Genomic DNA, 19611 nt, shown 5'->3' with positions numbered 1-19611 from the left:
TAAGCGCCTGCTTTCACATGTCATTGTGCGAAAACAGGCGCTTTTGTTTAGCTCAAACGGCCTAGGCCATCGGTGATGTGGCGAGCCCACAGAGAACCCACGCCCTCGATATTGGCAAGATCCTCGGTGCTGGCGTTAAGCAGTGCATCCAAGTTGCCAAATTCCACAACGAGCTTGTCCATGAGGAATTTTTGCACACGAGGCACACGGTTTAGGGTGCGATAACCGCGCGGAACTACTGGTTCATCAAGAGCTTCTTCAGTGGGCGGTAGGCCTAAAATCCGCGCGATATTGGCGGGTTTCATTAGCGCTTTATCATCCAGACGGGAGATGGATTCCAGAGCTTCGCGAACTGCTTCATCCGCAGGGATGCCATCGGTGACTAGGTAATCGGCAATAATTGCCTCCCGCTCGCGATCATTTTCGCCACGGAGTTCGCTGAGCTGGATCTGGATTTGTTTGGCATCTTTACCCAACTCCAACACATCGCCGTCAATGGATTCGCCCACGCGACGCAGCATCTCTTCACGTTGAATTACAGAAACCACATCAATGACGGTGACATAGCTGTGCAGTTCAGCAAGGTGCAGGCGGCTATCAACCTGATCTAGGCGATCACGATAACGCTCCATGGTGCCCAAGGCCTGATTAGCGCGGTTGAGCAGGGTGGAAGGCTGCTCCAACATATGGGCCTTGCCCTCTACGTAGAGGGTAATGGTGTTTTGGGATTCAGAAACCGCAATGACTGGAACGCCGGTATGCAAAGCGGTGCGCTCTGCAGAACGGTGACGGGTACCAGATTCCTGGGTAGGCCAGGTGGGGGAGGGAAGCAGCTGCACATTGGCGCGCTTAATGCGCTCAATATCCGAGGACAAGATAACTGCACCATCCATTTTGCACAGCTCACGCAGACGAGTGGCGGCAAAAGGTACATCAAATTCAAAGCCACCATCGCAAATGGAGGTGACGTTTTCATCATCACCAATAACGATCAAAGCTCCGGTATGTCCGCGCACGATTCTATCTAGTGCATCACGCAGGGGAGTTCCAGGAGCTAAGCGTTGCAATGTGGCTTTGAGAGTATGCACATGCTGAGTTCCTAAAAGGCTGGAATCTGCGCCAGCTGCTGCCATTGCGGTGGCACCCTGAGGGGTGGTTGGTGTCATGAGTTATAAGCTTACCGCTGCCAAAGCTTCAACTAGCGTTGCTGCTTCCATTATCTTCAGCGTTGTGCTTTTGATATTGGAACCTGCAGGCACAATGGCCTTTTTATAACCTAAGCGTTCGGCTTCGGCTACACGTCTTTCCACATTGGGAACCCTTCTAATTTCACCTGCAAGGCCTACTTCACCAAGCACGATGGTCTTATCCGGCAGTGGCTTCTTGGCCAGAGCTGAGGCTGTAGCTAACGCTACGGCGAGGTCAGTGGCCGGTTCACCCACTTTCATTCCGCCTACTGTTGCTACGTAGGCATCTTTGCCCTGGGTGGCACGTCCGGCCCGTGCTGAAAGCACAGCCAAAACCATCGGCACCCGATTGGCGTCGAGGCCCGTGACCACGCGGCGGGGATTCTTCGAGGCGGCGTCGACAAGCAAGCTTTGAACCTCAGCCAACAGCGGGCGCACACCATCCATAGCTACGGTGACGGCGGTGCCATCGGGGGTGGAGCCGTGATGGGAGAGGAAGAGCCCGGAAGGGTCGGGGACTTCCTTAATGCCATCGGACTGCTGCTCAAAACAACCAACTTCATCGGTGGCGCCATAGCGGTTTTTAATACCACGTAGCATGCGCAGGGAGGAGTGGCGATCGCCCTCGAAGTTCAACACCACATCTACCAGGTGTTCTAGCACGCGTGGACCAGCCACATTGCCATCCTTGGTGACGTGGCCAACCAGCAAAATGGGAATGCCGGAGGTCTTTGCTAAGGTGGTTAGCGCTGCAGTGACTGCGCGTGATTGGGCAACGCCACCAGCAACTCCTTCTACGCCGGCGGCATGCATGGTTTGTACTGAGTCCACAATTAACAAACTGGGCTTGAGCTGGCTAACGTGGCCAAAAACCACGTCCAAATTGGACTCAGCTGCAAGATAAAGGGTGTCTTTTAGAGCTCCGGTTCTTTCTGCGCGCAGGCGAACCTGGCCGGCAGATTCCTCGGCGGTGACATAAAGCGCGGTGCGGGTGCCATTTTCTGCGGGCATGGAGGCCCAACGGCTGGCTACCTCCAATAACAAGGTGGATTTACCCACACCCGGTTCACCAGCCATGAGTACAACGGATCCTGGTACGATGCCATTTCCCAGTACGCGGTCAAGCTCACCAATACCAGTGGAAATACTGGTGGCCGAAGAGGCTACAACTTGGCCAATGGGGACAGCTGGAGACGTCGGGGTAAGCCCTGCGGGAGTAACGCCGGATACGGCTGCACGCGCGGCGCCACCGGTTTCACCGAGGGCGTGTTCCTGCATGGAACCCCAGGAACCGCATTCTGGGCAGCGGCCCAACCATTTGGGGCTGGAATAACCGCATTCAGAACAAGTGTGTACGCTGCGTGCTTTTTTAGCCATGCCCTCAACCATAAACTACACACAGGACATAGGGGAAACTGTGTTCGAAAAGCGCTTTTCGTGGGAGCTTGCGGAGGTTAAGTTAGTGGCGGTCGCGGTGGAGGAAAAGAAAAATGCGCACCTATGAAGAGATGCGCATTTAAAGCTTTAAAACTAGCTAAAAATTAGTGGCTAGATCCTTCTTCGCCGGTGCCAACCTCTCGGGTGACCTGGCCGGACTCGAGAACTGGTGCGGAGACGGTAGCGTCAACGGTGATCTCGCCAGTGTTGAAGGTGAAGGTCACAGGAACAACACCACCGTAGGCGAAGCCTGGGTTCTCAACGGAGGTAGCTACGTGCTGGATGCAGCCAACCTCAGGCTCCTCAAGCAGCGCGAGTTCGGACTCGAGATCGGCAACGAGGGAGCAGTTGCGCTCAAGTGGCTCAACCTCGTCCAGGGTGACATTTTCGCCCTCAACGGTGACGGACTCCAGGGTGTGAGAGATGTTCTCGGTGTCCTGGTTGATTGCAGTGAACTTGACGCCTGCCTCGCCCTCTTCGGTGACGTGCACGGTTACGTCGCGGACAATAACTGCGCCGCTTTCTGCTGCAGCCTGGTTGCCATCAACGGCAGCAACCTGGCTTGAGGTCTGAGTGATCTGTCCTGCGCCACATGCGGAAAGCGCAAGAGCTGACACAGCAGCCACAGTCATGATCGCGCCACGACGGGCAGCCGAGTTCAGGGACTTCACGGGTTCGTCCTCCATTGGGGTATAAATTCCAGGATTCATCCAGAAAATCTGGATATGCTGCATACAACCCTAGTCTTTAAAACCTCTTTAACACAGTCGGTTGTACTAATCGAGGGTGTAAACGGGGGCAAACAAAAGGGGCATAAACCTGGCCAAAAGTAGCTGGTATCAGCAAATTCACGCCGAGCTTGTGGAAATTGCATGGCAACCTAGCAAAAGATTGGCAAGAATCAGCGCGCTCGCAGACTGAAATTTAACAACTTCGGCAGCCGCAGCGCCCTGCTAGGAAATTGCCAAAAAGCTTCACTTTTAGACGTACGGAAAGACCAGCTTAACCCCACGCTAACTTAGTCTCACAAGAGCCGGGGCTTCTATATACCCGCGAGCTGCTAAAGCTGCCTAAACATGGTAGAATTCCGAAGGTTGAGGTCTGTCGTGAATGCTTTGGGAACACCTCCCAAGTTTTCGCTGGAACGGGCTTAAGTATTTGTCTTGTTATAAGACGCTGGTTTTAAAGGCGTCAGGGGTCAATTCTCTTGCAGGATTAGGCCAATAGAAGGAGTGGGCATGGAATTCAAGGTCGGAGACACCGTCGTTTACCCGCACCACGGAGCTGCAATTATTTCAGCCCTGGAGCAGCGTGAAATGAATGGTGAGACGGTGGACTACCTAGTTCTCCAAATTAACCATTCCGATCTCGTGGTTCGCGTTCCAGCTAAGAACGCTGAGCTGGTTGGCGTGCGCGATGTTGTAGGCGAAGAAGGCCTGCAAAAGGTCTTTTCCGTGCTGCGCGAAATTGATGTAGAAGAAGCAGGCAACTGGTCTCGCCGTTATAAGGCAAACCAGGAGCGCCTAGCTTCCGGCGATGTGAACAAAGTGGCTGAGGTTGTACGTGACCTCTGGCGCCGCGATCAGGATCGTGGACTTTCCGCTGGTGAAAAGCGCATGTTGTCCAAGGCTCGTCAGGTCTTGGTTGGCGAGCTCGCACTTGCAGAAACCGTTGATGAGCAAAAGGCAGATGTCTTTTTGGCACAGGTAGATGAGACTATTACTCGTCACCGCGCTGACCTCTTTGGTGAAGAGGAGGAAAAGAAGGACGCTTTTGATGACTTTGATGATTCCGATGTGGATCTCGATGATCTGAGCTTCGACGACGAAGACTAGGCTCAAGCCCTATGTCTACTCCTTCATTGCCCGTCATCGCACTCCTCGCGGCGGCGGGTCGTGGCACGCGCCTCGGCGGTCCAATCCCCAAGGCCTTTGTCACCCTGCGGGGACGTAGCCTTGTTGAGCGTTCGCTCCGAGCTATGTTGATCTCCGAAAGTGTTGATGAAATTATCGTCCTCATCAGCCCAGACATGGAAGATTATGCGCGTGAATTACTGAGCAAGCGGGGCTTGCTCGATTCCCCCGAAGGCGTCACAGTGCGGCTTGTGCACGGTGGCGGTGAGCGCGCCGATTCAGTGTGGGCGGGACTCCAGGCCATTACGCTTGACGACGAAACCCCGGATGCAATTGTTCTCATTCACGATAGTGCTCGTGCTCTCACCCCGCCCGGCCTTATTGCGCGGGTAGTGCAAAAGGTCTCTGAGGGTGCCAAAGCCGTGATCCCCGTACTTCCCGTGGCAGACACCATTAAAAAAGTTGATGCCCAGGGCAAATTTGTGCAGGAAACTCCCAACAGGGCAGATCTGCGTGCAGTACAAACCCCACAGGGATTTTTGCTCTCAGAACTTATTGCAGCCAATAAGAAGTACTTTGCAGAAACCAACCCTGGTTTTATTCCCACCGATGATGCCAGCTTGATGGAGTGGTACGGAGTGGATGTGGAATGCGTCCAAGGTGATCCCATGGCCTTTAAGGTGACCACTCCCATTGATATGATGCTGGCCCAGCGCATTACTGATGAAGCCGAACCCACAATTTTTGAGGTACCGAGTGACTAATCCGATTATTCCCCGCGTTGGTATTGCTACAGATGCTCACCAGATTGAAGAGGGTAAACCCTGCTGGTTGGCTTGTTTACTTTTTGAAGATGTCGCAGGTTGTGAGGGACATTCCGATGGTGATGTCGTAGCTCACGCCATTGTGGATGCCCTGCTTTCGGCGGCTGGCCTGGGCGATCTTGGCTCCTTTGTAGGAGTTGGACGCCCAGAATATGATGGTGTCTCTGGCACTCAGCTGCTCAAAGAAGTCCGTGAATTTGTGGAATCTAAGGGCTTTGTCATCGGAAATGTGGCGGCACAGCTGATTGGCCAAACCCCAAAGTTTGGACCTCGCCGCGAAGAAGCTCAGCGCGTTATTTCTGGGGTACTGGGTGCTCCATGTTCACTTTCTGCCACTACCACTGATCACATGGGATTTACTGGTCGAGGTGAAGGCCGCGCGGCGGTGGCCACCGCGGTGGTGTGGGCGTCGTAAAGCCAAGTTTTTAGGCTTTTAACTGGGCTAGGATTAACCCTGTGATGGGTAGTCCTCGTTCAACCACCCAGGATGCGGTGCACGGAATTAAGCAGTATATCCGCAAAAACCATTTGCAACCTGGGGATTTATTGCCTTCTGAGCCAGTGCTTTGTGCTGAGCTGGGGTGCTCGCGCTCGGCGGTGCGGGAGGCAGTACGTGCCCTTTCAACCCTCGATATTGTGGACGTTCGCCATGGTTATGGCACTTTTGTTGGTGCAATGACCTTGGAGCCTTTGGTGCAGGGTCTTGCTTTCCGGACCATTGTTGATGAAGCTGCAGCCTTGAAAAAGGTGATTTATGTGGTGGATGCTCGGGAGTCGATTGCACAATCTGCGGGTGCCCACTTGATTGCAGCGTGTTCAGAGGCAGATTTTCACGCCTTGTCCGATTTGTTGGAGAAGATGTGTGAGCTGGGGGAACGCGGGGAATCAGCGCTTGCTCCAGAGCGAGCATTTCACCATCTCTTGGCCACTCGTCTGGAAAATCCGATTATGCGCGAGTTTTATGAGGCCTTATGGCAGGTTCAAGTGAAATCGCTGCAGGCGCTGGGATGGGAATTAGGAGCGGAATCAGCTGCTGGAATTGGCGCCAAGGCAGCACTTGTGGAGGCTTTAAAATGTGGCGATTTAGTGGCATATCAGCAGGCTGTGGCTGTATATTATGCCTCTATGCGGGAGCAGATCGAGGTGCAGTTTAAAGTACCTGCGCCACAAAGTGAGTATAAACAAACCCCGGATCAGTAATAGCCGCGCCGACGATAACTGCATCAGCACCCAGGTCAAAGGCCCTTTTGGCATCTGCGGTGGTAGATATGCGACCACCGGCAATTAAGAAGGCAGAAGGTACCAAGGCGCGGGCATCTTCTAAGAACTCAAAATCAGGCCCTGGAGTTTTGCTGCGGTGATGGGTGTAGCCAGCCAGGGTTGTGGAAATAAAATCAGCTCCGGCTTTATGTGCTGCCATTACTTCTTCTGGCGTGGCGCAATCGGCCAAGATCAAAACTCTCGAATCATGCGCCACCTTTGCCAACTCAGCAAAGGTTGAGCCGTCGGGGCGTGGACGGAAGGTGGCATCCGCGCATACAACCGTGGCGCCAGCTTCTGCAATAGCGCGCACTGAGTCTCGGGTTGGGGTGAGATGTACACCCTCAGAACCCTCCTTGACCAGTCCAAATACAGGGATATTGAGGTTTTTTGAGATCGACTCAATATCAGCCAAACCATCGGTACCACCGCAACGGATGGCCAGTGCACCATTTTTTGCGCAAGCCGCTGCCACTTGGGTCAGGGTGTGGGTATCGCGCATTGGATGATCAGCTGCCATGTGTACAGAGGGAATGATCTGCCCTTTAAGAATGGAATATAGATGATTGCGTTGTTGATTGAGGGGCATCAAAAATCTCCTATTTTGGACTACCCAAATGTGAAAACTGAAACTGCAGCATAAAGGGGATTAGTTGGGCTAAGGCAGGAATTCATCGTTGGTTTTTGCATAATTGAGCCTGTACCACCTGCCTAAAAGCGTATAAACAGGTGACCCGATTTGCGATAATTCCTCCTGCTAGCACTTTCAGTCCCTGTTAGCGGAGTACATATTGAAAGTTTCTAGTGGGTTACCTGACGCTTCAACATATTACTTCCTTGACATTTTTTTGCTAGTTTTGTGCAGTGAAGTTTTAGTTTTGGTTGGTGGGTCTGAAGCTTAAAAGAAGTTTTTGGCCTGCATAAACTAAAGGTCTTGGCGCACTAGTGTGTGCGCACAAGACCTTTTTCGATTGGAGTTGGCAGCTGGGTTACAACACCAGCACGGGGACAACGCTTTTCGACGAAACCCCGCCTAATTCACTTGTTCCTAAACAAAGTCTGCTTTTCTAATTAAGCCATGAACACCAGTAGTTCGGTCCACAACCTGAGAAATTGCAAAGTCTGCAGCTGCAGAGAGATAGGCATAAGCTATATGCCTTTCAATGTTGAGATCGGTTTGCAGGAAATCGAGGGCATTCACTACAGCACGACGCATTGCGGCATTTAAGTCATTATTTTGTTCATTGGCAGACCCATCGGGATCGGATAGCCCAATGGGGATCCAGTATTCGTCTGTCTCGGCGAAGGGATAATGAAATGCTACGGAAGGTGCATCGCCACTGTCCTTCTTACAGACCGTGAGCTTAAAAGTGGTGCGCAATGAGCCCTCCATTGCAGTCAATGACACTTCGCCATCTCCCATGCCCATGTGTGGATCACCGGTGTAGAACAATGCACCTTCTGCTCTAACGGGTAGGTAGAAAGCTGAACCAACTGCTAGATGGCGAATATCAATATTTCCACCTCCCAGAGTTGGAGGAATGGAATTGAGCTGTGCGGAGGTGGGGTCACCTTCAGCAAATGCGACGCCCATCATGCCCATAAAGGGGCGTAGTGGGAAACGGATTCGATCTCCCATCACTCCCATGTCACCATCTACGGAGGTGAAAACCGAAACGTTTCCATAATCAGTGGGAATGCCGGTACTTCTACCATCGGTAGAGGTTGGAGGCATAACTTCGGAAATGCTGATGCCAGCCGGTGCCGAGCCATCCTTGGTTTGCCCCAATGCTCCTTTTCCATGTCGGCTGGAAACTACGCCGTAGGGGACACGCAGTTCTGTGGACAGTGTTTCAACTTTAAGTACGTCGCCTGGTTCTGCACCTTCAACAAAGATTGGTCCGGTAACAATGTGAGGACCATCGGTATCAAAATTTCGAGGCGTCCGGTTGTACTCGGTGGCAATTGTGCGAGCATCTTCAAGAACTTGATTTTCGGGAACTCCGTGGGACCCAAAAAATTCATCTGGGTTCCGGCCTTGATCCTCGAGCATTCCTTCGTGGCTGAGGGTGTCAACCGTGACTGTCTCACCAGATTTCATCTGCATAACTGCAGTACTGTGCACGCTTGGAACATAACCCCAAAGCACGGAGTCTGGAGTTGATTCGAGATAATGATCGGCCTGTAATTTACCTTGGTTTGGTTGCAGAATGCCTGCTGACTTCTTGATAGGTGCGGCACTTCCCGAACTGCTTCCGAAACTGCTTTGGGCATGTGCATGGGCAGCGTGGCCGGTTGCGGAGAGTGTTCCCAGTGCGACGGCAGCCTGTATAAATGTTCTGCGGCCCAGTGTGAAGCTAAGCTTATTTGCTAATTCTTGAGGCTGCACCATTGTTTCCTCCTATGGAAAACTCAGTATCTATTAACCTATAGAAAACTAATCCTTAAATTTCTATAAGTCAATAGAAATTGGGGGTGGTGTGGTTGGCTGAAAGTTGTATGCCTGAAAATGCCCGGAAGAATCCAAGAAAGTAGATTCGAGACCTTTCTTAATGAAAATGGCCTTCCCTGCCCTCAAGATAAGTAGGGTGTGAAACTATGCATAACTCCGCATCTCTGCGCCCGAATTACCATCTCACCCCGCCCCAAGGTCGTCTCAACGATCCCAATGGCGTTTATATCGACGGCAATAAACTCCACGTTTACTATCAGCATGATCCAGGCTTTCCCTATGCTCCCAAGCGCACTGGCTGGGCACATGCAGTTACTGAATTGCGTGGACCAAATAGGCTCATCTGGCGCCATCTGCCCAATGCACTATATCCAGATGCCTCCTATGACCTGCACGGATGTTATTCCGGTGGAGCGGTATTTCAAGACGGTAGCCTAAAACTTTTTTATACTGGCAATCTCAAAGTGGATGGCCAGCGCCGCGCCACCCAAAACCTGGTCGAGGTGGAAGATCCCACGGGCGTGATGGGTGGGGTTCATCGTCGATCAGCGTTAAACCCGCTTATCGACGGACCCGCGCCCGGGTTTACGGCTCACTACCGCGATCCGATGATCAGCGCCGACGGCGCTGGTTGGAAAATGGTGCTTGGCGCGCAACGTGAAGATGAGACAGGCGCTGCGGTTCTCTATCGCTCCAATGATCTGAAAAACTGGGATTTTAGTGGGGAAATCAGCTTTGATCTCAGCGAGGCAAAGCCAGGCTCAGCCCCCGATCTAATTCCAGGTGGCTATATGTGGGAGTGTCCAAACCTCTTCAGCATGCATGATCTGGAAATGGGGGAGGAACTTGATGTGCTCATTTTCTGCCCGCAGGGATTGGAGCGAATCGATGGGGAAGTAACCCACTATGCCAGCTCTGACCAGTGTGGATATGTGGTTGGACGGCTAGAGGGCACCACTTTTAAGGTACTACGTGGCTTTAGTGAATTGGATTTTGGGCATGAGTTTTATGCTCCGCAGGTGACGGTTTCTGGTGCGCAGACCTGGCTGATTGGCTGGATGGGACTGCCTGCTCAAGATGACCACCCAACGGTCGAGGCTGAAGGTTGGGTACATTGCCTCACGGTTCCACGTCGCCTCAGCCTTAAAGGCCATGTGCTCTATCAAGAGCTGCTCTTGCCGGTCGAGGAAGAGGGGGTTAGCCGATTTGAGCTTGGTTCTGCATCTGTCCGAGTAGACATCCGTTCAAACATTGTTCTGGAGTGGGATGGACACGTACTTTCGCTTGATCGTGACGGGGATAAGCGTTCGGTGGCGGTAGATCACGGCGAACTATTAATTGCCGAAGATAAGAGTGCAATTGAAATAAGTGCAGGTAATGGCCAAGTTCTCTGCTCCCTACGGGCTTTTTAAGTTTCCGCAGAAATGGACTTAGGTCACACCTTTAATAAAAATGTGATAGATTTGGCACTTTTTGACCAAAACCCTTGAACGGGCATAAACAAGCATGTTTAATGAGGGATAGTTTCCGAACAAACATGTTCGGCATGCAAATCCCCCCCGTTTTAAGGAGAGGTCTATGGACCACAAAGACGTTGCACAGCGGGTCCTCCGCGGTGTTGGCGGCGAGGCAAATATTCTCGCCGCCGCCCACTGTGCCACCCGCCTGCGCATGGTTTTGAAGGATTCCAACAACGTGGATCGAGAGATGCTGGACAATGATCCAGATCTCAAAGGAACCTTTGAAACCGGTGGTATGTTCCAGGTCATCGTTGGCCCCGGCGATGTGGACAACGTCTTTAGGGAACTAGATGCCGCAACTTCCAAAGACATTGCAGTATCCACCGAGCAGCTCAAAGATGTAGCAGCTAACAATGGCAATTGGTTTAGCCGCAGCATTAAGGCTCTTGCCGATATCTTTGTGCCTTTGATCCCCATCCTTGTTGGTGGCGGTTTGCTTATGGCGCTTAACAACGTGCTCACTGCAGCAGATCTCTTTGGCCCACAATCTCTGGTGGAGATGTACCCGCAGATCAGTGGCGCAGCTGAGATGATTAACCTGCTGGCATCGGCACCATTTGCATTCCTCCCTGTATTGGTCGGCTTTACCGCTACCAAGCGTTTTGGCGGCAATGAGTTCCTCGGCGCCGGCATGGGTATGGCCATGGTTTACCCCTCCCTGGTTAATGGCTACAGTGTGGCCGCCACAATTGCAGCTGGTGAAATGCCAGTATGGAACCTCTTCGGCTTGGAAGTTGCACAGGCTGGCTACCAGGGCACCGTGCTACCAGTGCTGGTTGTGGCTTGGGTGCTTGCCACCATTGAGAAGTTCTTCCACCGCCGTCTCAAGGGCACCGCAGACTTCCTCATCACCCCAGTTCTCACCCTGCTGATCACCGGCTTCCTCACCTTTATTGCTATTGGTCCAGCTATGCGTTTGGTGGGCGATTGGCTGGCCAGCGGCTTGCTTAATGTTTATGAGTTTGGTGGCCCTGTTGGTGGCTTCCTCTTCGGCCTGGTTTATTCCCCAATTGTTATCACTGGCTTGCACCAGTCCTTCCCACCAATCGAGCTTGAGCTCTTCAACCAGGGTGGATCCTTCATCTTCGCTACCGCATCCATGGCCAATATCGCTCAGGGCGCAGTATGTTTGGCGGTCTTCTTCCTCACCAAAAATGAAAAGCTCAAGGGCCTTTCAGGTGCTTCCGGCATCTCCGCAGTACTTGGCATTACCGAACCTGCCATCTTCGGTGTGAACCTCCGCCTGCGTTGGCCTTTCTTCATCGGCATCGGTGTCGCAGCATTGGGTGGCGCACTAATCGCCATCTTTAATATCAAGGCGGTGGCTTTGGGAGCAGCAGGCTTCCTCGGCGTAGTTTCCATCGACGCCCCAGATATGGCGATGTTCCTGGTATGCGCTGTAGTCACCTTCGTGCTGGCTTTTGCAGCAGCTCTGTTCTACGGTTTCTACCTCATTAAGCGCAATGGCACCATCGATCCAGATGCAGCTCCACGTGCCGCAGTTGCTCCAGCCGCAGCAGCACCAGTTGAAAACTACATCGCCGCTGATTCCACCGTTATTGCTGCACCACTTACTGGTGACGCAATTGAACTCGGCAGCGTCAGCGATGAAATGTTTGCTACCGGCAAGCTTGGTGCGGGCATTGCGATCATCCCAACTGAAGGTCGCCTGGTTTCTCCCGTGACCGGCAAAGTTGTCGTGGCTTTCCCCTCCGGTCATGCCTTCGCCGTGCGCACCAAGGGCACGGACGGTAAAGACATTGATATTTTGATGCACATTGGTTTTGACACCGTGAACCTTAAGGGCGAGCATTTTAAGCCCGTAAAGAAGCAGGGTGATGAGGTCCAAGCTGGTGAGCTGCTTGGTGAATTTGATATCGCAGCAATTAAGGCTGCAGGTTATGAAGTTACCACTCCGATTGTGGTCTCCAATTCCCGCCGCACCGGCCCAGTAGCTGCCCTCGCTTCCGGCCCCATCACCGCTGGTGACACACTGCTCAGCGTGGGTGTGAAAGAACTCGCCGACGCCGCGCAATAGCAAAACCTGCACCGCAGCCCCCGCCACCCGGGGGCTGCGGTTTTCTTATAAAGGTCAAGGTGTCCGGTTTGTACAACTTCTTGCTTATCGACGGTTCGAGACGGTTAGACTAGGTGACGTGACTCTACGCATTTTTGACACCGGTACCCGTACGCTTCGAGAATTTAAGCCTGTAACACCAGGTCATGCCTCGGTGTACCTGTGTGGTGCCACTCCCCAAGCTTTGCCACACATCGGACACGTGCGCTCCGCAGTAGCCTTTGACATTTTGCGCCGCTGGCTGTTGGCCAAGGGCCTTGACGTTGCCTTTGTTCGCAATGTCACCGATATTGATGACAAAATCCTCACCAAGGCAGCAGAAAATAATCGCCCCTGGTGGGAGTGGGTATCCACCTATGAACGCGAATTCACCTGGACCTACAACACCCTGGGAGTTTTGCCACCCTCGGTAGAACCCCGCGCCACTGGGCATGTCACCCAAATGGTGGAGTATATGCAGCGCTTGATCGACAATGGCTTTGCCTATGCCGTTGATGGATCAGTATATTTTGATGTGGCAGCGTGGTCTAAAGCTGAAGGCTCTGACTATGGTTCCCTCTCCGGCAACCGGGTAGAGGATATGGAACAGGGCGAAACCGATAACTTTGGCAAGCGTGGCCCGCAGGACTTTGCCCTATGGAAGGCAGCCAAGCCAGGGGAGCCATCCTGGCCAACTCCTTGGGGTGAAGGTCGCCCCGGTTGGCACCTTGAGTGCTCAGCTATGGCCACCTATTATTTGGGCCAGCAATTTGATATTCACTGCGGTGGTCTCGACCTGCAGTTTCCGCACCATGAAAATGAAATCGCACAGGCCCATGCTGCCGGCGTTAAATTTGCCAACTACTGGATGCACAATCACTGGGTCACCATGGCCGGTGAAAAGATGTCCAAATCCTTAGGCAATGTGCTCTCCGTACCAGAGATGCTCAAGCAGGTGCGCCCTGTTGAATTGCGTTACTACTTAGGCTCTGCGCATTATCGCTCTGTTTTGGAATACTCCGAGAATGCACTTAAAGAAGCTGCTGCGGGCTACCGTCGCATTGAAAGCTTCCTCGAGCGCGTCGGCGAGGTTCCAGTAGGTGAGTGGACTGCCGGTTTTGCCGAAGCCATGGATGAAGACATCGCAGTTCCTAAGGCATTGGCAGAAATCCACAATGCAGTACGTGAAGGAAATACTGCCCTTGACAAGGGCGATCATGAAGCCGCGCAGTCTTTAGCGGGTGCCGTTCGAGCCATGACGGGTGTTTTGGGCTTTGATCCTGTTGAATGGGGAGCAGGAACAAATGCTGATGAGAAATCAGATAAAGCACTAGACGTGTTGGTATCAGCAGAACTTGAGCGCCGGGCTAAGGCTCGCGCAGAGAAGAACTGGGCAGTTGCTGATGAAGTTCGTGATCGATTAGCAGCCGCTGGAATCGACGTTGTGGACACCGCTGATGGTGCTACCTGGAAATTACAGTAGAGTGTGTAACTCTTAAGAAGGAGAAGTTTTAAACATGGCAGGAAATGACAGCCGCCGCGGCGGACTGCGCAAAACTAATAAAAAGGGCGCCCTCAAGGGCAGTGGTGGGCAGGTTCGCCGTGGGCTCAAGGGCAAGGGCCCAACCCCAAAGGCTGAAGACCGCGTTTATCACGCAGCACACAAGCGCAAGATCGAACGTGAACGCCGCGACCGTGGCCGTCACGATAGGGAAATGCCAGAATTGGTGGTTGGCCGGAACCCAGTTCTGGAATGCCTCAAGGCACGTGTTCCTTCAACTGCACTATATGTTGCAGAAGGCGCCACCAATGATGATCGCCTCAGCGAGTCTGTCCGTTTGGCAGCAAGCCACGGCATCCCAGTGCTTGAGGTAAATAAGCTCGAGCTCGACCGTATGACCCGCAACGGCATGCACCAGGGCATTGGCCTGTCCATCCCGCCATTTGAGTACGCAGATGTCCAGGATCTCATTGCCAGCGCAGCTGCCTCCGGCAAGCCAGCCATGTTTGTCATCTTAGATAACATCACCGACCCTCGTAACCTTGGCGCAGTTATTCGCTCCGTGGGTGCATTTGGTGGCAATGGCGTTATCATCCCAGAGCGTCGTTCTGCATCTGTTACTGCAGTTGCGTGGCGTACCTCTGCTGGTACCGCAGCTCGCGTGCCTGTTGCTAAGGAAACCAACATGACCCGTACTGTGAAGGAATTCCAGCAAAACGGTTACCAGGTTGTTGGCCTCGACGCCGGCGGCGACCATACCCTAGACACCTACGATGGCACCGATAATGTGGTCATCGTAGTTGGCTCCGAGGGCAAGGGTATCTCCCGCCTGGTCCGTGAAAACTGCGATACCATCATGTCTATCCCTACGGAAAGCTGGGTTGAATCCCTTAACGCTTCCGTAGCCGCAGGCGTGGTGCTTTCTGAGTTTGCGCGCCAGCGCCGTATCAAAGGTTAAACACCGCTAAAAGAAATGCCGCACACCACTTAAGGTGTGCGGCATTTTTTAATGTTGGTGGTGTGGATCGTGGAGACGACGTCGAATAGCGTCCTCATCACGTTGGGCTTCGCGGCCGCGCGCCCAACCGATCAAACGACACACCAGATAAATAACAAAAGAAATGGTGGTTACAAAAACACTCACCGGTAAACCTGGCGCCAGGGATAATAACAGGCCACCAACTGCGGAAACCTCGGCAAAAATAACTGCCAGTGCCACGGCTTTAAGCGGATTAGCAGTAACTGAAACCGCAGCAGCACCAGGGGTAATTAGCAGTGCCATTACCAAAAGTGCGCCCACAATCTGTACAGATTGGGAGGTCGTAAGCCCCACCAAAATGGCAAAGGCCACGGAAATCGCATGAACTTTAATGCCAGAGGCCTGCGCCATGAGCGGATCGGCGCTGGCAAAAAGTAGCGGGCGCCAAAAAATAGCAACAGCTGCCACCACAAATACGGTTACGGCCACCAAGATCCACAGTGATGCTGCAGAAACGCCCACAATTTGGCCGGTGAGTAGCGAGAACGCAGTGGAACTACGTCCGGGGTAGAGGTGAATAAAGAGTACGGAGAGTCCCAGGCCAAAACTCATCACCACACCCACGGCGGCATCTTGTTGTTTAATACCCAACAAAGCCAGCAAAATAGCTGCCACCACGGAGCCAATAACCGCACCACCACCCACATTCAGGCCAAAAAGCAAGGCCGCCGCCGCACCCATCAGTGCCAGCTCGGCGGTACCGTGCACCGCAAAAGACTGTTGGCGCACCACAATGAGCGGGGCGATCACACCGGAAAGCAAACCCAAGAGTGCCGCTGCGATAATGGCATGCTGCACAAACTCCACACTCAGCAAATATTGGGTATCCGAAATCCACGTTGCAAAATCCATCTACACCACCACAATTCGGTCATTAATACGCGCGACCGTCACCGGCGCATTATAAAGTTCGGAAAGCTTCTCCGATTGCATAACCTGATCAATGGTGCCAATGGAATGTCCATTGGGAGCAAGGTACAAAATTCGGTCAACTAGCCCAATGAGCGGATTAATATCGTGGGTCACCACCACAATTCCAGCGCCCTCAGCCTTGAGCTCACCAAAAAGTGAGACCGTGCGCTGTTGAATACCAGGATCCAAACTCAGCAGGGGTTCGTCGGCAAGCAAAAGCTGCGGCCGAGCGGCAAGCGCTTGTGCTTGGCGCACAAGCTGTTGTTGCCCACCTGAGAGCTCACCGACGCGACGCTCAGCGATTCCGGTTGCGCCTACCCGGGCAAGAAGCTTATCGACGACACCCTTGCTCGGGGCGCGACCTTTGAGGACACCATGGGCAGCAGCCAGAGAAACTAGGTCGCGGGCGCGCAGCGGCACATCAAAAATGCGCTGTTGCGGGATATATCCGATGCGGGCGTCGGTGGATACGGAACCGGCCGTTAGCTTGCGGGTTCCTAAAATCGTGCCGATGAGGGTGGATTTTCCCACACCATTGGGGCCTAACACGGCTAGAAATTCCCCCCGGCGCAACTCCAGGTTCAAGTCGCGCCAGAGGGGATCTACGGCTGCATCTTTAAAAGTCAGCAACATTTAAACAATCTTAAACTTCTTGGGCAGCGGTTGTGAGATCGGCAATTGCTTGGGTGAAGTTATCCAGGAAGTTTTCACCTTCGTCCGGGGTCTCAGAAATCTCTACTACCGCGGTATTGTTCTCTTCTGCCAGTTCCTTAAGACTGGTGGCAACAGGTGACGCTGACTGTGGGTTGTATACCAAAATATCGATGCCACCAGCACGGATAAGCTCCTGGAAGGCAGCCACGTCGGAAGCAGTAGGCTCACCCTCGCTCAAGGTGGTGGCGCGGTAGCCAGCTGGGGTGGACTCAATAAGCTGTGAGTGGCTAATAATGTGATCGGCAATGGGCTCGGTCTGCGCGATCTTCACCGCAGGAATCGCCTCAATTTCTGCATGTAGCTCATCCATGCGGGAGGTCACTGCATCTGGGGTGACAGTGGCATCGGCATTAAGTTCCACCACCTTAGCGGCAAAATCCAGGGCTACCTCAGAAACAGCCTCGGTGGAATACCACACGTGCTCGTTGTCCACCTCGCCGGTGGATTCGTTGCCGTGGTCATGTCCGCTGTGATCGCTTTCTTCACCTTCTGCGTGCGCACTATGGTCGTGCTCGCTAAGTTCCAAGGCGTGGATTACGCGGGTATCATCGGCCTCGAGGGAATCATAAAGCCAGGAATCATAGCCGCCACCACCGACGATAATAATGTCAGCCTCTGCCACCTTTGCCATATCAGCTGCAGAAGGTTCAAAGGAGTGAGGATCGGCATCGCCACCGCTAATGATGGCTTCTACCTCTGCATCCGCGGAAACCGCCGAGGCCACATCAGCCCACACCTGGGTGGAGGTGACGACGTTGAGCGTGTCATCGGCTGCCGAGGAGCTCCCAGAATCGGAGGAAGCAGCGGAACAGCCCACAAGGAAGAGGGGAAGAATCGGAAGGGTCCACAAAAGTCTTTTCATATGTGCCATTAAATGCTTAATGGAAAATATTGTCAATATGAAAATCTATTGAAAATGGGTCGAGGTAGGGGTGTGGTGGGTAAAATCTTCCAACCCTTGTCAGACTCCTGGTAGATTTGGCTCATTATGGCGCGGAAACAACAATATGGAACGCTCGCATCCATCGCAGCGACCTTAGGGGTCTCAAGGACCACCGTGTCCAATGCATATAATCGCCCCGAGCAACTATCGGCGGAGCTTAGACAACGCATCTTGGACACCGCCGAAAAGATGGGATACCTCGGCCCCAATCCCGTGGCACGAAGTTTGCGTACCCGCCGCGCCGGGGCAATCGGTGTGCTGCTTACCGAGGACCTCACCTACGCCTTCGAAGATATGGCCTCGGTGGACTTCTTAGCGGGTGTGGCAGAAGCTGCCGGAAATACTCAGCTCACCCTCATTCCGGCCTCCCCAGAAAGCAGTGTGGACCATATCTCTGCGCAGCAATTGGTCAACCAAGCAGCCGTAGATGGTTTTGTCATTTACTCCGTGGCCAAGGGCGATCCACACCTGGAAGCAGTGAAATCTCGCGGCCTACCAGCAGTGATTGCCGATCAACCTGCCGATGAAAAAGAAGTGCCTTGGGTAGGCGTGGACGATAAAGCAGCTATTGGTCCAGCAGCCCAGCTTCTAGTTGATGCTGGGCATAAAAAGATCGGCATTTTGTCCATTCGCCTAGACCGTAAACGCAATGATGGTTATGTCTCCAGCGAACGCCTGGCAGGTGCGCAGTATCAAGTGCAGCAGTCCCGTGTTCAAGGTGCTTTAGAGGTTTTTGAACAGGCTGGAATTGCGCCTAAAACTGTGCCGGTGATGGAATGTTGGATTAATGATCGTGCCCACAACCTGCAGGTAGCCCAAGCCTTGTTGGAAGAACACCCTGAATTAACGGCAGTGCTATGTACTACCGATTCCTTGGCCTTTGGTGTGCTGGAATATCTGAAATCGGTGGGAAAATCGGTGCCGGAGGATCTTTCCCTTACCGGATATGATGGCACCCAATTTGCAGTGGCCAGAGACCTCAGCACTGTTATTCAGCCCAATAAACTTAAAGGTTTTAAAGCTGGCGAGCTCCTACTAAGCCTTATTGAGGAAGAGCCCGCCACCTATCCCATTGTGCTGCCCACGGAATTTAACCGGGGCAGCACCGTGGCAGAGATTTAGCCGCTGCGCTAGACGCCGAGGCTTTTCTTCTCGTTGTACTGCATGCGCTCATAGGCCAGTTTCTCCAGCAGCAGTCCGACGTCGTCAACGCTGTCCACGCGGGTTTTGGCGGCCGTATCTCCCGCTCCAACCTTGACTGTTAGGGCGGTGGGGGCGTCGACAAGCACCTCAAAGCCGTGCTCATCGGTGGTGTCATCGCCGATGAAGATCACGCCAGTGGGCTGGGTGCGCTGGATATATTCGCGCAGCCAGGTGCCCTTGGTGGTTTTGCTGATGGAGTATTCGATGATGTTTTTGCCCTCGGTGACTTTGAGGCCAGTGGAGTCGATATGCTTGGCGGCTTCAAGGATTTGGGTGACCTTGGCTGGATCGGAAACGCGGATGAAGTGCAAAACGCGGTGGAAAGGCTTGACCTCAACAAAGGCGCCGTCGATGCCATCAACAATCTGCTCCAAATCGGCGTGAATGCGCTCTAAGCGTTCTTGATCTGCGGGGCTGATGGACAGTGGGCGGGAGGAATCCTCGGAACCGTGGGAGCCAACCTTGGTAACCCGGTATTTGCCCAGGTCTAGGACCTTATTTAGGCCTTCCAAGTGGCGGCCGGAAAGAATGACCACATCGGTATTGGCCTGTTGGGAAAGATCCTTGATGGCTTTAAGGGATTTTTGATTGATGGGCACCTGGTAGGCATCTTTACTAAAACCAGCAATGGTGCCATCAAAATCAGAAACCACCAATAAGGTGCGAGTTTGCGCGAGCTCTTCGATACTTAAAGTCATACGCACCAGTGT

At 53.2% G+C, this 19611-nt stretch carries 18 protein-coding genes; 9 read left to right on the top strand and 9 right to left on the bottom strand.

All coding sequences use genetic code 11. From position 1 onward, the window contains the following. Window positions 1-47: 47 nt before the first annotated feature. From disA to SFC07_RS10650, 3 genes are all read right to left on the bottom strand, one after another. Entirely contained in the window at window positions 48-1133 is a 1086-nt protein-coding gene (gene disA / locus SFC07_RS10660; protein ID WP_411208274.1) for a DNA integrity scanning diadenylate cyclase DisA, read from the bottom strand. 36 nt (window positions 1134-1169) lie between these two features. Further along, window positions 1170-2564, bottom strand: coding sequence for a DNA repair protein RadA (gene radA, locus SFC07_RS10655; RefSeq protein ID WP_411208229.1), 1395 nt, complete (start codon window positions 2562-2564; stop codon window positions 1170-1172). Between the two features lie 164 nt (window positions 2565-2728). Then, window positions 2729-3310: a hypothetical protein gene (locus tag SFC07_RS10650; RefSeq protein WP_411208273.1), complete on the bottom strand. Its 582-nt coding sequence runs from the start codon at window positions 3308-3310 to the stop codon at window positions 2729-2731. Window positions 3311-3862: 552 nt separating this feature from the next. Here SFC07_RS10650 and SFC07_RS10645 point away from each other — a divergent pair. The 4 genes from SFC07_RS10645 to SFC07_RS10630 are packed head-to-tail and all read left to right on the top strand — an operon-like array spanning window position 3863 to window position 6501. Further along, window positions 3863-4459 (top strand): CarD family transcriptional regulator, encoded by a 597-nt coding sequence (locus SFC07_RS10645; protein ID WP_411208228.1) that lies wholly within the window; start codon window positions 3863-3865, stop codon window positions 4457-4459. 11 nt (window positions 4460-4470) lie between these two features. After that, on the top strand, window positions 4471-5241 hold the full coding sequence (ispD, locus tag SFC07_RS10640; protein ID WP_411208227.1) for a 2-C-methyl-D-erythritol 4-phosphate cytidylyltransferase: 771 nt from the start codon (window positions 4471-4473) through the stop codon (window positions 5239-5241). Further along, window positions 5234-5716 carry a 2-C-methyl-D-erythritol 2,4-cyclodiphosphate synthase gene (ispF, locus tag SFC07_RS10635; protein ID WP_411208226.1) on the top strand — a complete coding sequence of 161 codons (483 nt, stop codon included), beginning with the start codon at window positions 5234-5236 and terminating at the stop codon, window positions 5714-5716. The genes ispD and ispF overlap by 8 nt, the downstream gene beginning before the upstream one ends. 44 nt (window positions 5717-5760) lie before the next feature. Beyond that, entirely contained in the window at window positions 5761-6501 is a 741-nt protein-coding gene (locus SFC07_RS10630; protein WP_411208272.1) for a FadR/GntR family transcriptional regulator, read from the top strand. Here SFC07_RS10630 and SFC07_RS10625 read toward each other — a convergent pair. Both SFC07_RS10625 and SFC07_RS10620 read right to left on the bottom strand, forming a co-directional pair. Next, entirely contained in the window at window positions 6452-7150 is a 699-nt protein-coding gene (locus SFC07_RS10625) for a putative N-acetylmannosamine-6-phosphate 2-epimerase (RefSeq protein ID WP_411208225.1), read from the bottom strand. The genes SFC07_RS10630 and SFC07_RS10625 overlap by 50 nt on opposite strands. A 459-nt stretch (window positions 7151-7609) precedes the next feature. Then, window positions 7610-8953 carry an acetamidase/formamidase family protein gene (locus tag SFC07_RS10620; RefSeq protein WP_411208224.1) on the bottom strand — a complete coding sequence of 448 codons (1344 nt, stop codon included), beginning with the start codon at window positions 8951-8953 and terminating at the stop codon, window positions 7610-7612. 206 nt (window positions 8954-9159) lie between these two features. Here SFC07_RS10620 and SFC07_RS10615 point away from each other — a divergent pair, with 206 nt between their 5' ends. From SFC07_RS10615 to rlmB, 4 genes are all read left to right on the top strand, one after another. Further along, window positions 9160-10425: a glycoside hydrolase family 32 protein gene (locus SFC07_RS10615; protein ID WP_411208223.1), complete on the top strand. Its 1266-nt coding sequence runs from the start codon at window positions 9160-9162 to the stop codon at window positions 10423-10425. A 166-nt stretch (window positions 10426-10591) separates the two neighbouring features. Continuing rightward, window positions 10592-12571 (top strand): sucrose-specific PTS transporter subunit IIBC, encoded by a 1980-nt coding sequence (locus tag SFC07_RS10610; RefSeq protein ID WP_411208222.1) that lies wholly within the window; start codon window positions 10592-10594, stop codon window positions 12569-12571. A gap of 118 nt (window positions 12572-12689) precedes the next feature. Further along, window positions 12690-14072, top strand: coding sequence for a cysteine--tRNA ligase (gene cysS, locus SFC07_RS10605; RefSeq protein WP_411208221.1), 1383 nt, complete (start codon window positions 12690-12692; stop codon window positions 14070-14072). Window positions 14073-14106: 34 nt separating this feature from the next. Next, the gene (gene rlmB, locus SFC07_RS10600) at window positions 14107-15048 is read left to right on the top strand and encodes a 23S rRNA (guanosine(2251)-2'-O)-methyltransferase RlmB (RefSeq protein WP_411208220.1); all 942 of its coding nucleotides are present in this window, start codon (window positions 14107-14109) and stop codon (window positions 15046-15048) included. Window positions 15049-15096: 48 nt separating this feature from the next. Here the strand turns inward: rlmB and SFC07_RS10595 are convergent, their stop codons facing one another. From SFC07_RS10595 to SFC07_RS10585, 3 genes are read right to left on the bottom strand one after another with little or no spacing between them, the layout of a single operon-like run. Beyond that, a complete protein-coding gene (locus SFC07_RS10595; RefSeq protein ID WP_411208219.1) occupies window positions 15097-15981 on the bottom strand; it encodes a metal ABC transporter permease in 885 nt (294 codons plus the stop codon). After that, window positions 15982-16674: a metal ABC transporter ATP-binding protein gene (locus SFC07_RS10590; RefSeq protein ID WP_411208218.1), complete on the bottom strand. Its 693-nt coding sequence runs from the start codon at window positions 16672-16674 to the stop codon at window positions 15982-15984. A 10-nt stretch (window positions 16675-16684) separates the two neighbouring features. Then, entirely contained in the window at window positions 16685-17626 is a 942-nt protein-coding gene (locus SFC07_RS10585) for a metal ABC transporter solute-binding protein, Zn/Mn family (RefSeq protein WP_411208217.1), read from the bottom strand. Window positions 17627-17740: 114 nt separating this feature from the next. Between SFC07_RS10585 and SFC07_RS10580 the strand changes: the two genes are divergently transcribed. Next, window positions 17741-18820, top strand: a complete 1080-nt coding sequence (locus SFC07_RS10580; protein WP_411208271.1) for a LacI family DNA-binding transcriptional regulator — start codon at window positions 17741-17743, stop codon at window positions 18818-18820. A gap of 8 nt (window positions 18821-18828) precedes the next feature. On the opposite strand, the gene otsB is transcribed toward SFC07_RS10580, so the two are convergent. Then, window positions 18829-19599 (bottom strand): trehalose-phosphatase, encoded by a 771-nt coding sequence (gene otsB / locus SFC07_RS10575; RefSeq protein WP_411208216.1) that lies wholly within the window; start codon window positions 19597-19599, stop codon window positions 18829-18831. Window positions 19600-19611 lie beyond the last annotated feature (12 nt).

This window comes from Corynebacterium callunae (assembly GCF_046592015.1).
Lineage (GTDB): Bacteria > Actinomycetota > Actinomycetes > Mycobacteriales > Mycobacteriaceae > Corynebacterium > Corynebacterium callunae_A.
Note: the sequence above shows the minus strand (reverse complement) of the source record. Positions and strands in the feature narration are given on the sequence as shown.

What these genes read in the sequence shown, in the direction of transcription:
- disA (WP_411208274.1), bottom strand. Translation starts at nt 1,133, where the DNA reads ATGGCAGCAGCTGGCGCAGATTCCAGCCTTTTAGGAACTCAGCATGTG.
- rlmB (WP_411208220.1), top strand. Translation starts at nt 14,107, where the DNA reads ATGGCAGGAAATGACAGCCGCCGCGGCGGACTGCGCAAAACTAATAAA.
- SFC07_RS10650 (WP_411208273.1), bottom strand. Translation starts at nt 3,310, where the DNA reads ATGGAGGACGAACCCGTGAAGTCCCTGAACTCGGCTGCCCGTCGTGGC.
- SFC07_RS10590 (WP_411208218.1), bottom strand. Translation starts at nt 16,674, where the DNA reads ATGTTGCTGACTTTTAAAGATGCAGCCGTAGATCCCCTCTGGCGCGAC.
- SFC07_RS10620 (WP_411208224.1), bottom strand. Translation starts at nt 8,953, where the DNA reads ATGGTGCAGCCTCAAGAATTAGCAAATAAGCTTAGCTTCACACTGGGC.
- ispD (WP_411208227.1), top strand. Translation starts at nt 4,471, where the DNA reads ATGTCTACTCCTTCATTGCCCGTCATCGCACTCCTCGCGGCGGCGGGT.
- radA (WP_411208229.1), bottom strand. Translation starts at nt 2,564, where the DNA reads ATGGCTAAAAAAGCACGCAGCGTACACACTTGTTCTGAATGCGGTTAT.
- SFC07_RS10595 (WP_411208219.1), bottom strand. Translation starts at nt 15,981, where the DNA reads ATGGATTTTGCAACGTGGATTTCGGATACCCAATATTTGCTGAGTGTG.
- SFC07_RS10585 (WP_411208217.1), bottom strand. Translation starts at nt 17,626, where the DNA reads ATGGCACATATGAAAAGACTTTTGTGGACCCTTCCGATTCTTCCCCTC.
- SFC07_RS10615 (WP_411208223.1), top strand. Translation starts at nt 9,160, where the DNA reads ATGCATAACTCCGCATCTCTGCGCCCGAATTACCATCTCACCCCGCCC.
- SFC07_RS10630 (WP_411208272.1), top strand. Translation starts at nt 5,761, where the DNA reads ATGGGTAGTCCTCGTTCAACCACCCAGGATGCGGTGCACGGAATTAAG.
- otsB (WP_411208216.1), bottom strand. Translation starts at nt 19,599, where the DNA reads ATGACTTTAAGTATCGAAGAGCTCGCGCAAACTCGCACCTTATTGGTG.
- SFC07_RS10625 (WP_411208225.1), bottom strand. Translation starts at nt 7,150, where the DNA reads ATGCCCCTCAATCAACAACGCAATCATCTATATTCCATTCTTAAAGGG.
- SFC07_RS10610 (WP_411208222.1), top strand. Translation starts at nt 10,592, where the DNA reads ATGGACCACAAAGACGTTGCACAGCGGGTCCTCCGCGGTGTTGGCGGC.
- SFC07_RS10645 (WP_411208228.1), top strand. Translation starts at nt 3,863, where the DNA reads ATGGAATTCAAGGTCGGAGACACCGTCGTTTACCCGCACCACGGAGCT.